The sequence below is a fragment of the Janthinobacterium sp. EB271-G4-3-2 genome, from assembly GCF_020858035.1.
GTDB lineage: Bacteria > Pseudomonadota > Gammaproteobacteria > Burkholderiales > Burkholderiaceae_D > Janthinobacterium > Janthinobacterium aestuarii.
This window is the reverse complement of sequence record NZ_JACYMG010000019.1, coordinates 1-15029: the sequence shown is the minus strand read 5'-3', so window position 1 is coordinate 15029 and position 15029 is coordinate 1. Positions and strand designations below refer to the sequence as shown.

The window sequence follows — 15029 nt, the reverse complement described above, 5'->3', positions numbered from 1 at the left end:
CCATGTTCCTTTCCGATTTCAGTATCAAGCGGCCCACGGCCACCATCGTGCTGATCCTGGCAATGATGTGCGTCGGCTTGCTGGCGCTCAAGAAACTGCGCGTCAACCAGAACCCGGACGTCGAAGTGCCCTTCATCGTCGTCAGCATTCCTTACCCGGGCGCCTCGCCCGACACGGTCGAGCGCGAAGTGGTGAACCGCCTGGAAAAGTCGCTGCAAAGCATTTCCGGCGTGACCGAAGTCAACAGTGATTCGAATGAAGGTTCGGCCAGCATCTTCCTGAAGTTTTCCTTCAACACCAATTTGATCGAAGCGTCCGACAATATCCGCAATGCGATTGCCGCCGTGCGCTACAAGTTGCCGACGGAAATGCGCGAGCCTATCTTGCAGCGCATCGACCCGGCCGCCGAACCGATCATGCAACTGGCGCTGTCGTCGAATTCGCAAAGCCATGCGGAAATTTCGCGCCTGGCCGAGGACGTGCTGTCGGACCGCTTCCGTACCGTCGATGGCGTGGCGCTGGTCAACGTGGGCGGTTCGCTCAAGCGCGAACTGTCCGTGCTGCTGCGGGCGGAAAAATTGCGTGAATACAATGTGTCCGTCAGCGACGTCGTGACCGCCTTGCGCAACCAGAACACGAATGCCCCCGTGGGCAAGGTGCGCGGTATTCTGGACGAGAAAAGCATCCGCCTCGTGGGCCGCATCGAGTCGCCAAGCGACTTCGAGAAAGTGGTAATCAAGCGCCGTGGCGAGGAAATCGTGCGCCTGGCACAAGTGGCCACCATCGAAGATGGCTTTGCCGAAGTCAACAGCCTGAGCATGCGCAGCGGCAAACCCAACGTGGGCATTTCGATCACCCGCGTGCGCGACGCGTCCACCGTCAGCGTGGCCAACAAGATCCGCGACATGGTGGCGGAAATCAACAAGACCTTGCCGAAGGGCACCTTGCTGCAAGTCACGCGCGACGGCGGTGAAAACGCCCAGCATAGCTTGAACAACGTGATCGAATCGCTGGTGCTGGGCGCCGTGCTGACGATTTTCGTCGTCTACGCCTTTTTGAACTCCTGGCGCTCGACCCTGATCACGGCGCTGAGCCTGCCCACGTCCGTGATTGCCGCCTTCATTGCCGTGTGGCTGTGCGGCTTTACCCTGAACTTCATGACCCTGCTGGGCCTGTCGCTGGCCATCGGCGTGCTGATCGATGACGCCATCGTCGTGCGCGAAAACATCGTGCGCCACATGCAGATGGGCAAGGACCGCCGCACGGCCGCGCTGGAAGGTACGGCCGAGATCGGCATGGCAGTGGCCGCCACGACCTTCTCCATCATCGCCGTCTTCATCCCCGTGGCCTTCATGCCGGGTATCTCCGGCGAATGGTTCCGTCCGTTTGCCTTGACGGTGACGTGCTCGGTGCTCGTCAGCCTGGGCATCTCGTTTACGCTCGACCCGATGCTGTCGGCCTACTGGGGCGACCCGGTCGAGGAACACGCGGCGCCGAAAAAAGGCATCGGCCGCGTGCTCGATAAATTCAACCACTGGTTCGACCATCAGGCCGACCGCTATGGCCGCGTGATCGCCTGGGCCCTGCATCACCGCCGCTGGATGGCCGTCATCGCCTTCGGCAGCCTGGTGGGCGCCATTGTCCTGCACGCTACGCATGGCGGCACGAGTTTCTTGCCGGCATCCGATTCGGGCAACCTGATGATCAATGTGCGCACGCCATCGTCGAGCAGCATCGAGTATTCGCGTCTGAAACTGGAAGCGGCGGCCGTATTGGCGCGCACCTTGCCTGAAACCAAGGATACCAACAGCTCCATCAATGCGGGCGGCGGACGAGTCTATGTCGACATCGGCAAGCGCAACACCCGCAAGCGTTCGGCCAAGGAAATCGCGGTCGAGCTGCGCGAGAAGATGTCGCGTCTGGTGGGCGCCGAATACGTGGTCCAGGACGACTTGAGCAACGGTTCGCAAAAACCGATCCAGGTGGAATTCACGGGCCCGGATTCGCGTAAACTGATGGAAATTACGAATGCCTACATGGACAAGCTGCGCGCGATTCCTGGCGCCGTCGACGTGGGCTTGTCCGAGCAGGATCCGAAGAATGAGCTGCAGATCGAGCTCAACCGTGGCCTGGCCAACTCGATGGGGATCTCCGTCAACGACGCGGCGCAATCGCTGCGCGTGGCGTTTGCCGGTGTGGAAGTGGGCGACTGGGTCGATCCGACGGGCGAAACGCGCGACGTGGCCGTGCGCCTGCATCCCGACGACCGCGTGACATCGGAAAATATCGAGCGCCTGCCGATCAGTGTGACGGGCACGTCGCAAATGGTGCCGCTCGACCAGATCGCCACCATTACCATGGGCAAGGGCCCGTCCGGCATCGAGCACAAGAATGGCAAGCGCACGATCACCGTGTCGGCCAATGCGCAAGGCCGCTCGAACGGCGAAGTGACGAGCGACGCCATGAAGCTGGCCAACTCCATCGACTTCCCGCCCGGCTACGGCCTGGCGCTCGGTGGCGCGGGACAGGACCAGCAAGAGCTGTTCACGGAAATGCTGATCGCGCTGGTGATGGGTATCGGCCTGATGTATTTGATCCTGGTGATGCAGTTCGGTTCCTTCACGGCGCCGGTGGCCGTGATGATGTCCTTGCCGCTCAGTTTGATCGGCGTGGTGGTGGCGCTGGTGATCACGAACAACACGCTCAATCTGATGAGCTTTATCGGCATCATCATGCTGATGGGCCTGGTCGCCAAGAACGCCATCCTGCTGCTCGACGCGGCGCGCAAGCGCGAGGAAGAGGGCCATGGCCGCGAAGACGCCCTGATGTATGCGGGCCGCATGCGCCTGCGTCCCATCTTGATGACGACGTTTGCGCTGATCGCCGGCATGTTCCCCGTGGCGCTGGGCCTGGGCGAGGGCGGCGAGTTCTACCGTCCATTGGCGATCGCCATCATCGGCGGCACCATCACCTCGACGATTCTGACCCTGCTGGTCGTGCCGACCTTCTATGACAGCATCGAGATCGCCCGCGACGGCGCCGTGGCCAAGTTCCACCGCCGCGCCGCGCGCATGCCCGTGGTCGTGGCCATGATCTTGACCCTGCTCGAGTGCGTGCTGACCCTGCTGCTGGTGCGCTTCGTCTACCGCATGTTGAAGAAGGCCGTGCTGTTCCTGATGGGACGCCGCACGCCGAAAGCGACATCGGTCAGCCTGCAAAAGTAATACCGGGCCAAGGCGCAGCTTTCGCTGCGCCGTGGTATTGCAAGAGCCTTCTGCGGAAGGCTTTGCCTGCGCTTAACTGCTGCGCGGCGGCGTGGTCGTACCTGTGCCCGTACCAGTGCCTGTACCCGTGCCGGTGCCCGTACCTCCTGTGCCGGTTCCTGTGCCCGGCGTGGTGCCGTTGGGTGGCGTGGTTGGCGGCGTGGTCGTGCCATCGGGGTTGGTCGTGCCTGGTGTCGCCCCCGGCGTTGTGCCGGGTGTCGTGGTATCCGGCGTGGTGGTGCCCGATGTGCCGCTGGTTCCGCTGGTGCCGGGTGCGGTTGCCGGGTTCGTCGTGTTCGGCGAGGTGGTGGCACCGGTGCCAGTGTCGGTGTCGTTACGTTTGTTGCATCCGCCCAGCAGCGCACAGACGATGGCGCTACCGAGAACGAGCTTGCTGGTGGTCAGGAGTGGAGCCGTCATGATTGTTCCTTTTCAGTGGAATGCTGTCGTGGAAAAGCATGCCTTGCCAGATGGCGCATCTGGAACAAGGCTGGCATCGTTTGCAAAATTTAGAGTAGGCAGGTGGGCGCAGGTTCACCACAATTACAAATGAGCGGCGTTGTGGGGGCGTGGAGAGCGTTTGGTTTGACGTAACGCAAACCTGTAGTAGAAACATTTGAAACGGCCAGGACTGTGTGTCCTGGCCGCGGACCGTGCTTATTTCGACGAAGAAACTTTGCTCACTTCCACTTCCCAATCCACGCCCGACTCGACGTGGTGTTTGGCGGCAAAGTCGCCCTGGCTGATGGCCACGGCCACGTCGAGCAGGCTGTTCAGGTAGACGAGAGGCTTGCCCTTGGCCACGCCGCCAAATGTGTGCTCGAACGGCGCCGTGACCTTGGCCACCTGCTTGCCCTTGTGCAGGATGCGCACTTGCAGCGGATCGTGCAGTTTCACCTGTAATTCATCGAGCAGCGATTTAGGGATATTCGTCCACACGTTGCCATACTTGACGTCCAGCACGGGCACGATGCCGCGGATGGTATTGCCGTCGCGTACCGGTTTCTGATACGCGATCTTGACCACGGATTCGCTCGGCAATTGCGGGCCCACCTGTTCATAGTGGATGGTGCCCGACGCCAGGCGCGCACCGACATAAGCGTACACGTCGCGGCCATGGAAGGTGTAGGACTCGGCGGAGCCGGCCAGGCGATTGACCTTTTCATCGATTTCGCGCAGTTCCGCCACGCCGTCGCGCTCGGCGATCAGGGTGAACAGGCCGTTGTCCGGCCCCACGAAGTAGCGTCCACCCTTGGTTTTCAGCACCACCGACTTGCGCGCCGTGCCCACGCCCGGGTCGATGACGGACACGAACACCGTGCCTTGCGGCCAGTAATTGGCCGTCTGGTACAGGCGGTAGGCGCCCAGCCAGATGTCGTAGTCGGGAATCTGGTGCGTCAGGTCCGAAATGGTCAGCTGGGGATCGACGCCATAGGCGACGCCATGCATGGCGGACACGGCGCCATCGGCCGTGCCGAAGTCCGTCATCAGCACCAGCGGCGTGGCGGCCTGGGCGGCGGACAGCATGAGGGCGCTCAGGCAGGCGCCGGCGACGAGGTGGGATATTTTCTTGATGATCATGGGTTCTTTCCGTGGCGTTAGAAGGTGTAGTTCAGCTTGGCGTAAAAGTACGCGCCATTGACGCCGATGGGGTTGATGAAATTGTAGGGCAGGGCGCCGCCATACGTGGCGTTATTCGTTTCCCGCACGCGCTGCGGATAGCGGTCGAGGATGTTGTTGCCGCCCACGCTCAAGGTCAGCTGCCTGCTGAGTTTCAGCTGGCCTTCCAAGTCCAGCGACCAGACGGCGCCGAAGCGCTGTGCGGGGATGCCGTCGATCAGGGACGCATCGCTGTCGTACGAAAAATCTTTCAGCTCGCCAAAGCGCGTGGCGCGCGCCTGCACGCCCCAGCCGGCCGCCTGCCAGTCGGCGCCGAGTATCAATTTGCTGTTGGGGGACGCATGTTTGATGCGAAACAAACTCGTCTCCGTCAGCAGGGTCAGACTCGGATCGATATTGGCCAGCGCAGCGGAACTCTGGCGCACCTTGTCGACGCTGGTCTTGTTCAGGTTCAGCGCCGCGTTCAGGTTCAGCTTGCCGGAAGTGAACGCCAGGTCGTGGTTCAGCACCACATCCAGGCCGCGGGTAGCGGTGTCGAGCAAATTGGCCAGGTAGGCCACGGACTGAATGTCGCTGCGGCCATTCGCGGCCAGGTAGGCCGTGACGGCGTCGCTTTGCAAGTCGCTCGAGCGCGTGATGCGGTCGCGGATGCGGATCACGTAGGCGTCCACCGTCAGGCTGGTGGCGGTGGCCGGTTTCCAGGCCAGGCCCAGCGACAAATTGGTCGATTTTTCCGGCTTCAGCTGTTGCGCGCCGAAGCTGCGCGCCAGCGGGTCGCTGGCCGGCAGCAGGGCCGCCGTTTGCAGGGCCGTGCCATCGGCGTTGAAGTTCAAGGTGGCAAAGCGGAAGCCCGTCTGCACGAGGGCCGGTGCGCGGAAGCTGTTCGACAGCGAGCCGCGCACAAGAAAATTCTCCGTTACTTTATAGCGCGTGGACAGCTTGCCCGTGCTGGCGCTGCCGAAGTCGTTGTAGTGGGAATAGCGGGCGGCGGCACCCACCAGCAGGCGCGGCGTGAGGTCGCTTTCCACGTCCGCATACACGGAGCGGATCTGCCGGCTGCCGCCGTAGGCGTCCGATGGGCGCAAGCCCGGTCCCGCCTGGGCGCCCGGCGGCGCGTCCGTGAAGCTGCCGGCCGCATACGAGGCTGGGTCGCCGGCCGAGCTGGTGTAGGTTTCGCGCATCCATTCGGCGCCCACGGCCACGCTCAAGGGAGCGGGCAAGCCGATGTCGATGGTGCGCGTGGCATCGACGTTCAAGGCGTTCTGGCGGAAATCGAAGCCGGCCAGGCTGAAGCGCGTGGGGCTGGCCGCGCCCAGCGAAGCGTTGACGGAATGGCTCACGCCGTAGTCAAAGCGGTCGCTGCCGTGGCGCGCGCTGGCGTCCCAGTTCCACTGGCCCGCGCTGCCGCGCACGCCGGCCACGATGCTGAGGTCGCGCTTGTCGCCGTTGGTGACGGGGCGGTAGCCGTGCGGATACAGGGCCGGCACGTTCGACGGGTCGCCCGGATAGCGGAAGTAGGCGCTGCCGTCGGACTTGCGCTCGTTGAGGGTGGCAAACGAGTACAGGTCGAGGCCGTTGGCCAGGGTGAGCTGGGTGTTGTAGAACAAATAATTGTTACGCTGGCGCGAGTCGCCGGACTTGAACACGACCTTGCCGTCGAGCGCCTGGTCGGCTGGCGTGAAGTTATAGGACGTCCAGCCCGCGTCGCTGGGGCCGGCCCGTTCCGTGGGCGAGCGGCGCCGCGTTTCCGCGCCGAAGCGGAAGAAACCCGCCTCGCCCAGCGGAACGCCATAGTCGGCGTTGACGATGACGGTCTGGCCATCCGTCAGGGTTTGATCTGTCGGATCGAAATGCGTGTGGTTGGCGCCGTAGCTGATGGACGCGGCGCCGCCCGTGCGGGCCTTTTTCAGCACGATGTTGATGACACCCGCCACGGCGTCGCTGCCGTACTGGGCGCCGGCGCCGTCGCGCAGGATTTCAATGTGGTCGATGGCGTTGGGGGGAATCGCATTGATGTCGACCGGCACGGTGCCGGCAAAGCTGCTTTCCGTGTCGAGCACGGCGCTCGTGTGGCGGCGCTTGCCGTTGATCAGCACCAGCACCTGGTCGGGCGCCAATCCCCGCAACTGGATGCCGCGCACGGAGTCCGACGCGCCGCTTGACTCGATGCGGGGGAAGTTGATCGACGGCGACAGGTTTTGCAGGGCCGCGCCCACGTCGCCCGTCGACAGCGCATTGCTCACTTCGCGCGCGCCGAAACGGTCGATGGGCACGCTGCTGTCGAACACCGTGCGGTTGCGCGCGCGCGAGCCGACGACGGTGACCTGGTCGATGCTGGCGCTGGCCGTTTCAGCGGTGGTGCCTGCGCTGGCTTGCGCGTCCTGGGCCCAGGCGGGCGCGGTGGCCAGCATGGCGCAGGCCAGCACGATGGCGCGCAGCGGCGTGGCGGGAAGAGAAGGCGTGGCGGTTGAATGGCGCGGATACAAGGCGGTGTCCTTTGGGCTCGATTAGTGTTCGTATGGAAACAGTTGCAATGAGCTTAAGGGAGGCGCCCGCCGACGCTAACGATTCTTTCTGGATATGCTTATGCTGTTGTTTTTATGCCGCCAGATTGCGCAGCAGGGCGGGAATCTCGGCCGGGATTTCGCGCGCCAGATAGCCGAGGATACCGAAGCGCAGGGCCAGCTGTTCGCCCGCCAGCGCATGCAGGGCGATGCCCCAGGCGCACGCCTGTTCCAACGGTGCGCCGCGCGCCGCCAGGCCCGTGATGATGCCGGCCAAGGTGTCGCCGGAACCGGAAATGGCCAGGCCGATATTGCCGCCCGCATGCGTCCAGGTCGTGCCATCGGGCATGGCGATAACGGTCAGCGCGCCTTTCAGGGCGACGATGGCATTCCAGCGCCGCGCCGCGTCCACGGCACAGGCATGCGGGTCGGCCAGCACGGCGTCTTTCGACAGGCCCATCAGCTGGGCCAGCTCGCCCGCGTGCGGCGTCAGCAGCACGGGCTGGTCGAAGCGAAAGTGCGCGGGCTTGCGCACGACCTGCATGGCGCGCGCGTCAAGGATCAGCCGGCTGCCGGCAAACAGGGGCAGCAGGTGGCGCATCAGCTCGCAGCTGGCGGCCGTGTCGCACATGCCCGGCCCGACGAGCACGGCATCGACCTTGCCGGCCAGCGGCGCCAACTGGTGTTGCGCCTCGTGCCGGAAGCCGCCTTGCGCCGTTTCGTCCAGGCCGATGACCCGCGCCTCGGGCATGGCGATGGCCACTTGCGCCGCCACCGACGCGCCCGTCGCCAGGGTCAGTTTGCCCGCGCCCGCGCGCAGCGCTGCCGTGGCCGCCAGCAGGATGGCGCCTGGCATTTCCGCCGAGCCGGCGACGATCAGCAGATGGCCGCGCACTTCCTTGTCGCCGTCGGGCTGAGGCATGGGCAGGGGCCAGCAGCGCAGCAGGGAAGCGGTGATGTCGGTGGTGTCCATGCATGGTCTCCGGAACACTAGGACTTGGGCGCGGCCGGCATGTCGGGCTGGGCCGTGACAGGTGTACCCGATTCTTCCAGTGGCGCGACGAAGTTGCACAGGTCCAGCTGCAGCTTGCCGTGCTTGCCCAGGGAGGGATTGAAAGCATAGGAAGTGACGCCGCAGTTGGGCACGTCGGCCGCCTTGTCGATGGCCAGGATGGCGTGCTCGTCGCAGCGCTCGAGCAGGTAGCGGAAGCAATTGACGATGACCTGGTGGCCGACGATCAGCACCCGTTCTCCCCTGTATTCGCGGGTGATGGTGTCGAGCACGCTGCGCAGGCGAAGGATGACGTCGCACCAGCTTTCGCCGCCCGGCGGACGGAAGTAAAACTTGCCGACGTGCTGGCGCTGTTCGTGCAGTTCCGGGTACTTGCTGGCGATGCCGTGCACGGTCAGGCGGTCGAGGATGCCGAATTCCTTTTCGCGCAGGCGCTCGTCGGCCACCACCGAGGCGAGGCTGTCGGCATCGATGCGCGCCAGCACGGCTTGCGCCGTCTGCTGGGCACGCACGTAGGGCGAATACAGCACGACGGTCGGTTGTTGTTCAGGGGGAAGGGTGGCGAACCAGTCGCCAAGGGCTTGCGCCTGGCGCGTGCCCAGCTCGGAGAGGGGGACGTCGACATCGCGTTCGGCGATGGCGATCAACAACTGCTTTTCCGCTTCGGCGGCATCGCGCGCCACGTTGCCGGCACTTTGGCCGTGACGCACGATCCAGATTTGCTGCGGCCATTTCTGTTCCATCGCCTTACGCCTTCCTCTGCATTTATTGTTGATAAATATAGAGGAAAGCGGCAAGGCGCGGCGCGCCGCTGGAGAGCTGCTTAGGCGGCGTGTTCCGCCTCGTCCAGGTCAGGCGCGTCGTCGCTGTTGTAGACGGCCAGGTCGGTCTGCCCCATGACCCGGCTGGTGACGGTGCCGGCCGTGATCGAGCCGCTCACGTTCAGGGCCGTGCGGCCCATGTCGATCAGCGGTTCGACCGAGATCAGCAAGCCGGCCAGCGCGACGGGCAAGTCCATTGCCGACAGCACGATCAGGGCGGCAAACGTGGCACCGCCGCCCACGCCGGCCACGCCGACGGAACCGATGGTGATGATGGCCAGCAGCGGCAGCAGGAAGCTGAGCGTAAATGGATCGACGCCGACGGTGGGGGCGATCATGACGGCGAGCATGGCCGGATAGATGCCGGCGCAGCCATTCTGGCCGATGGTCGAGCCGAACGAGGCGGCGAAGTTGGCGATGCCTTCCGGCGTGCCCAGGCGCTGGGTTTGCGTCTGCACGCTCATCGGGATCGAGCCGGCGCTGGTGCGCGACGTGAACGCGAAGGCCAGCACGGGGAAGACTTTTTTCACGAAGCGCAGCGGGTTCAGGCCCACGCCCGCGATGATGGCCAGGTGCACGAGGAACATCAATATCAGCGCGCTGTACGAGGCGACGACGAAGTTGATCAGCTTTAAAATGTCCGTGTAGCTCGACGAGGCCACCACTTCGAACATCAGCGCGAACACGCCGTACGGCGTCAGGCGCAGCACCAAGGTGACCATGCGCATGACGATGGCATGCGCCACTTTCATGAAGTGCTCGAAGGACGCGAAAATTTCCGGCTTCTTCGCCGCGATGCCCGTGGCCGAGATGCCGATGAAGATCGAGAACACGACCACGGCGATGGTCGACGTCTTGCGCGCGCCCGTCATGTCGAGGAAGGGGTTGGTCGGCACGAAGCTGACCAGCAGTTTCGGCAAGGACAGGGCTTTCGCCGTTTCCAGCGAGCCTTGCAGCTGCACGCCGCGCGCCACTTCGGCCACGCTCGACGTCAGGCCGACGGCCGTCAGGCCGAACAGCTTGGCCATCAGGATGCCGATCGCGGCGGCGATCGTGGTGGTGATGAGCAGGGTGCCGATGGTCAGCGCGCTGATCTTGCCCAGCGAGCTCGCATCCTTGAGCTTTAAAATGGCGGAAATGATGGACACCATGATCAGCGGCATGATGATCATCTGCAGCAGTTTGACGTAGCCGCTGCCGACGATGCCCATGTATTCATTGGTGCCGGCGATGACGGGCGAGCCGGCGCCGTACAGCCACTGCACGGCCGCGCCGAGCAGCACGCCCAGGCCCAGGCCCGTGAAGACGCGCACGGTAAACGTCGCATGTTTGCGTTGCTGGTGGAACATGAAAGCGAAGACGAACAACGCAACGAGCAGGTTCAGGATGATGTTAATTGCCATGAAGGGGCCTTATCTTGGTTTTATTCGAGACTGCACGGAGCACATAAACTGTACTACAACTGACAGCTGCCCCAGCCCGGGGCGGAAGGGCAAGCACTGTACAGTACTATGGTGGCGTTTTGCGCAATACCGCTGCGAATATTACGCTATATAAATATGCTTCACAGGTATAAGCCTTGTGGCTGATTGTGAATTTAGCTATTTCGTGCCAGCATGGTTTTCCCGTTTGCTAAGATGCGCCAGACTATTTGATAGGAAGAAGATGAATGCATTAACTGAAGTACAAGTGCTCGATGCGGAAGAGCGCTTGCGCCTGGCCATGATGGCCTCCGACGTGGCCGAGTTGAATGTCTTGCTGGCCGACGACTTGTTGTTTACCAATCACCTGGGCCATTTGTTGAGCAAGCATGCGGACCTGGCCGCGCACGAGCAGCGCCTGCTGGCCATCACGGATCTGCGCGCGTCCGAACGCCATGTGCGCATCAATGGCAGCGTGGCCGTCGTCTCCGTGCGCATGCAGCTGGCGGGCACCTATCACGATGTGGAAACGCATGGCGACTTCCGTTTTACGCGCGTCTGGGCGCTCAATGCGGCCGGCGCGCTGCAAGTGATCGCCGCCCATTCCGGCGTCGTGGCTTGAGGAGCAGGATTTAGTGGATCATCGTTCCAAAGGGCAGCTGTTTGAAGCTGTCATCGCCGCCGGCCCCGCCACCCTGGCCATCACGGCCGGCTATCCCGTGCTGCTGTACAACCTGGTGCGCACCTGGGCCGACGCTCCCGGCGCCAACGCCTTGGCCGCGCTGCTGCTGACGGGCGGCCTGTGGGCCTTGCTGGAATTCTGGCGTATCGCGCTGGCGACGGTGGCGCGCAAGGCCTATGCGTTCAACTGGCGCTTCTGGCTGGCCATCGCCGGTTTTCTCGCCTGCTTCGTGCGTTTCGTGCCGGACATGCCGGCCGGATTGATGCTGCTGTTGCTGGTGCTGCCGGCGCTGGCGTGGACGCACTTCATCTTGTTGCAGATCAAGCGACCGCGCGACTTGTAGGGTTTATTCTTCCTCTTCGGCTTCCACTTTCAGCCAGGTTATCCGCCCATTGCCCGCCTCATGCAGATGGGCGAGCAGGGCGGTGGCCGCCGTTTCAGGCAGGCTGAAGTCGAACAGCACGGCGTCGCCGTGTTCCACGTTCAGCAAGGTGGCGCCGGCGCCATTGAGTTCGCGGCGCAGCATGCCTTCCATCGCATACGGCACCGTGCAGCGCAGGGTTCGCTGGCGCACGATGGCCGTCTTTTCCGCCTGCAGCAGGGCTTGCGCCACGCTGTCCGTGTAGGCGCGCACGAGCCCGCCCGCACCGAGCTTGATCCCGCCAAAATAGCGCACGACGGTGGCCAGCACGCCTTCCAGGTCCTGGTGGCGCAGCACGTCGAGCATGGGCCGCCCGGCCGTGCCGCTCGGCTCGCCATCATCGACGGCCGCCGACTGTCCGCCCGCCAGCAGCGCCCAGCACACATGGCAGGCGCCCGGATGCTGCGTCTTCAGGTCATTGACCACCTGCTGCGCGCTGGCGCGGTCCGTCATCGGCTGCACGCAACCGATGAAACGGCTTTTCTTGATAATCAGTTCGCTGTGGACGGGGGCGGCAATGGTAAACGGCATGGCGGGTGCGAAGGCGGGCAAAGCAGCATGATAGAGGAAATGCGCGCCGGGGACGAGCCAGTCCGCTCACGCGGCGGCGACGGACACCAGTTCGCGCAGCGCCGCATCGCGCACCTGCAGGATTTCGAACAGTCCCAGCGCGTGCAGGGCGGGCAGGGCGTCGACAATGTCGCGCTCGGCGATGGCCTTGTCGTCGACGCTGCTCGTATCGTCCAGCCATAGCCGGGCATTGGCCAGGAAAGCGCCCACCGTGCCCTTGCGCACGGTGACGCCATTGAACTGGCCCTCGTTTTGTTGATCGGCTAGGACGTCTTCTGCACGCATGCTGAACTCCTGAAGGTTGGAAAGACGTCACTGTATGATGAGCAGATTGTCTTGCCTGCGTTGTTTATGTCATTCGATACGTCAAATCCGCCAATTTTTCCCGCATCGCCGCCGCTGCGCGCCTTGCGCATTGTCCAGCCGCAGGAAAGGGTGACGGCGGCGCACCGCCATGCCAGCGGCCAGCTGTTCGGCGCCATGCGGGGCTTGCTCTCCGTTACGGCCGACAGCGGACAGTGGGTGGTGCCGGCCAGCCACTGCGTGTGGGTGCCGCCCCATCACGTGCACGCGCTGCGTTCGCACGGCCCGTTTGCGGGCTGGAGCGTGTATGTGGACGAGGCCAGTTGCGCCGGCTTGCCCGCCGCGCCTTGCGTGATGCGCGTCTCGGGCCTGCTGCGCGAAGCGGTGGGCCGCGCCAGCACCTGGGACGAGGATGTGTCTGACGCACTGGACGCGCGGCAAGCCCGGGTGGCGGGCGTGATCCTCGACGAGATCGCCGCCGCGCCGCACGAGCCGTTCGGTTTGTCGCTACCCACGGACCCGCGCCTGCTGCGCGTGGCGCGCTCCGTGCTCGACGACCTCGCCGACGAGCGTGGCGTGGAAGCGCTGGCCGCCTGGGCCGGCGTCTCGCCGCGCACCCTGGCGCGCCGATTCACGGCCGAGACAGGCTTTACGCCCTCGGCCTGGCGCCAGCGCGCCCGCATCCTGCGCGCCCTGGAACTATTGGCCGCCGGCCAGCCCGTCACGAATATTGCGGTGGACCTGGGCTACGACAACGTCAGCGCCTTCATCGCCATGTTCAAGCGGGTGATGGGCGTAACGCCGGGGAGGTATGGGGATGGCAGTGAATGGGAAATATCGGTATTTGATAAAGCGCAACTTGCTGTTGATAGAGACGGTCAAAGCTGAAATCGTGTACGAATGTCGGACCTGAGGTAGTTCGGATTTTCAGGACAGTTAATTAAGCACACGAAACTGTGCTTCTACTTGCGCTGGCGTTTGGTAGGCGAGGGTTTGATGTAGCCTGCTGCGATTGTAATACATCTCGATATAGTCATTGACGACCGCCCTGGCTTCTTCTCGGGATGCAAACAGACGATCATGCATCACTTCGTTCTTCAGATTAGAAAAGAAACTTTCGGCTACAGCATTATCATGGCAGTTGCCTTTACGACTCATGCTCGCCAGTACGCCATGTTTTTGCAGTAGTTCACGGTAATCATTACACCCATAAACTGTGCCTTGATCACTGTGGAAAATCACTCCCGAGCGGGGCTGCCGCTGAGCCAGTGCCATGTTCAGCGCCGCGATCGGCAGTGCCGCCGCCTGGGTGCAATTCATGGCCCAGCCGACCACTCGACGTGCAAACAAATCGAGCACGATAGCCAGATGGATCCATCCTTCTCTAGTACGCAATGACGTAATGTCTCCCACCCAAATCTTGTCAGGGGCATCAACCTGAAAGGCGCGCTTGACCAGATCGGGCGCTGGAGGCTGCACACGCTCCTTCGCTTGCATGACGCGGAAGCGTTTCATGCGGGTCGTTTGAATGTCTTCCAGTTTGCGCAGTCTGATCACGCGATGCTTCCCACATTGGATGCCTTCGGCCTTGAGCAAATGCCACATCTTCACCGCCCCAGGTGCCCAGCGATGCGCTGTATTGATGGCAACGATTTTGGCACGCAAAGCCAAGTCCTGCTGGCTGCGTAAGCTTGGTCTGGCCTTCTTGAAGGCGTAGTACAGGCTGCGGCTGATATCGAGCACACGACATAACGAAGTGACTGAAAACTCGCTGCGGTGTGCATCAATGACGGCGTACTTCACTTCTTTAGGCGAGTTAAGTACGCATCTAACTTTTTTAAGATGGCCAGCTCCTCCTGGGCACTGGCAAGGTCACATCTTAACTGTTCAATTTCGCTCAGATTGCCCGTCGGTGGCCGGCCGGGAGAGCGCAGGGCTTCCCCCGAGGATTGCTCATCGAGCTTCTTCGCCCACTTGTAGAGCTGGTTGCGACGTAGCCCTAGCTCTACTGCCAAATTAGTGGCGCTTTGATTGCCCGCACGCAGTCGCGCTACCGCATCGCGCTTGAACTCATCTGTGAATGTGGCACGCAACTTAGGTGCTGACTCCGGTGAAGTGGGAATGATCTCCCGCTTCGAAGGTAATTGTTTCTTCTTCATGAATATCCTCCGGGGCACATTGTCCCCTATTAGAATGTCCATGAAAACCGGACTAGCTCATGTAACCAGTTGACGGCAGCCATTCCGTTTTGAAGCTGCGGAACAGCCGTTCCATCGGGGAGTTATCCCAGCAATTTCCCCGCCGGCTCATGCTCTGTCGTATCCGATAGCGCCATAAGCGCTGACGGAATTTTCGACTGGCGTACTGGCTACCTTGATCCGAATGCAACAGTAGGCCCTGTGGTCGACCTCG

The 15029-nt window shown here is 62.9% G+C and carries 14 protein-coding genes and 1 pseudogene; 5 read left to right on the top strand and 10 right to left on the bottom strand.

Annotation, left to right across the window (positions count from 1 at the left end):
* Positions 1 to 2: 2 nt before the first annotated feature.
* Positions 3 to 3224, top strand: a complete 3222-nt coding sequence (locus IGS55_RS26785) for an efflux RND transporter permease subunit (RefSeq protein ID WP_230519257.1) — start codon at positions 3 to 5, stop codon at positions 3222 to 3224.
* A 160-nt stretch (positions 3225 to 3384) separates the two neighbouring features.
* Positions 3385 to 3816, top strand: a complete 432-nt coding sequence (locus IGS55_RS26780; RefSeq protein WP_230519256.1) for a hypothetical protein — start codon at positions 3385 to 3387, stop codon at positions 3814 to 3816.
* 104 nt (positions 3817 to 3920) lie between these two features.
* Here IGS55_RS26780 and IGS55_RS26775 read toward each other — a convergent pair whose 3' ends face one another.
* The 5 genes from IGS55_RS26775 to IGS55_RS26755 all read right to left on the bottom strand — a co-directional run bounded on the left by IGS55_RS26775 (position 3921) and on the right by IGS55_RS26755 (position 10623).
* A complete protein-coding gene (locus IGS55_RS26775; protein ID WP_230519255.1) occupies positions 3921 to 4844 on the bottom strand; it encodes an SAM hydrolase/SAM-dependent halogenase family protein in 924 nt (307 codons plus the stop codon).
* Between the two features lie 17 nt (positions 4845 to 4861).
* On the bottom strand, positions 4862 to 7369 hold the full coding sequence (locus IGS55_RS26770) for a TonB-dependent receptor plug domain-containing protein (RefSeq protein WP_230519254.1): 2508 nt from the start codon (positions 7367 to 7369) through the stop codon (positions 4862 to 4864).
* A 112-nt stretch (positions 7370 to 7481) separates the two neighbouring features.
* The gene (locus IGS55_RS26765) at positions 7482 to 8360 is read right to left on the bottom strand and encodes an NAD(P)H-hydrate dehydratase (protein ID WP_230519253.1); all 879 of its coding nucleotides are present in this window, start codon (positions 8358 to 8360) and stop codon (positions 7482 to 7484) included.
* Positions 8361 to 8377: 17 nt separating this feature from the next.
* Positions 8378 to 9142 carry a histidine phosphatase family protein gene (locus tag IGS55_RS26760; RefSeq protein WP_230519252.1) on the bottom strand — a complete coding sequence of 255 codons (765 nt, stop codon included), beginning with the start codon at positions 9140 to 9142 and terminating at the stop codon, positions 8378 to 8380.
* Between the two features lie 80 nt (positions 9143 to 9222).
* Positions 9223 to 10623 (bottom strand): L-cystine transporter, encoded by a 1401-nt coding sequence (locus IGS55_RS26755; protein ID WP_230519251.1) that lies wholly within the window; start codon positions 10621 to 10623, stop codon positions 9223 to 9225.
* Positions 10624 to 10885: 262 nt separating this feature from the next.
* Between IGS55_RS26755 and IGS55_RS26750 the strand changes: the two genes are divergently transcribed.
* On the top strand, positions 10886 to 11263 hold the full coding sequence (locus IGS55_RS26750; protein ID WP_230519250.1) for a nuclear transport factor 2 family protein: 378 nt from the start codon (positions 10886 to 10888) through the stop codon (positions 11261 to 11263).
* A 13-nt stretch (positions 11264 to 11276) separates the two neighbouring features.
* Positions 11277 to 11666, top strand: a complete 390-nt coding sequence (locus IGS55_RS26745; RefSeq protein ID WP_230519249.1) for a hypothetical protein — start codon at positions 11277 to 11279, stop codon at positions 11664 to 11666.
* A 3-nt stretch (positions 11667 to 11669) separates the two neighbouring features.
* Here IGS55_RS26745 and IGS55_RS26740 read toward each other — a convergent pair whose 3' ends face one another.
* Entirely contained in the window at positions 11670 to 12275 is a 606-nt protein-coding gene (locus tag IGS55_RS26740; protein ID WP_230519248.1) for an IMPACT family protein, read from the bottom strand.
* Between the two features lie 66 nt (positions 12276 to 12341).
* Positions 12342 to 12599, bottom strand: coding sequence for a hypothetical protein (locus IGS55_RS26735; protein WP_230519247.1), 258 nt, complete (start codon positions 12597 to 12599; stop codon positions 12342 to 12344).
* A 66-nt stretch (positions 12600 to 12665) separates the two neighbouring features.
* Between IGS55_RS26735 and IGS55_RS26730 the strand changes: the two genes are divergently transcribed.
* On the top strand, positions 12666 to 13505 hold the full coding sequence (locus IGS55_RS26730) for an AraC family transcriptional regulator (protein ID WP_230519246.1): 840 nt from the start codon (positions 12666 to 12668) through the stop codon (positions 13503 to 13505).
* Between the two features lie 48 nt (positions 13506 to 13553).
* Here the strand turns inward: IGS55_RS26730 and IGS55_RS26725 are convergent, their stop codons facing one another.
* The 3 genes and pseudogenes from IGS55_RS26725 to IGS55_RS26715 form a co-directional block, all read right to left on the bottom strand.
* On the bottom strand, positions 13554 to 14420 hold the full coding sequence (locus tag IGS55_RS26725) for an IS3 family transposase (RefSeq protein WP_230519245.1): 867 nt from the start codon (positions 14418 to 14420) through the stop codon (positions 13554 to 13556).
* The gene (locus IGS55_RS26720) at positions 14417 to 14776 is read right to left on the bottom strand and encodes a transposase (protein ID WP_230519244.1); all 360 of its coding nucleotides are present in this window, start codon (positions 14774 to 14776) and stop codon (positions 14417 to 14419) included. Before IGS55_RS26720 ends, IGS55_RS26725 begins: the two co-directional genes overlap by 4 nt.
* A 55-nt stretch (positions 14777 to 14831) precedes the next feature.
* Positions 14832 to 15029: pseudogene (locus IGS55_RS26715) on the bottom strand (DDE-type integrase/transposase/recombinase); the annotation flags it as partial.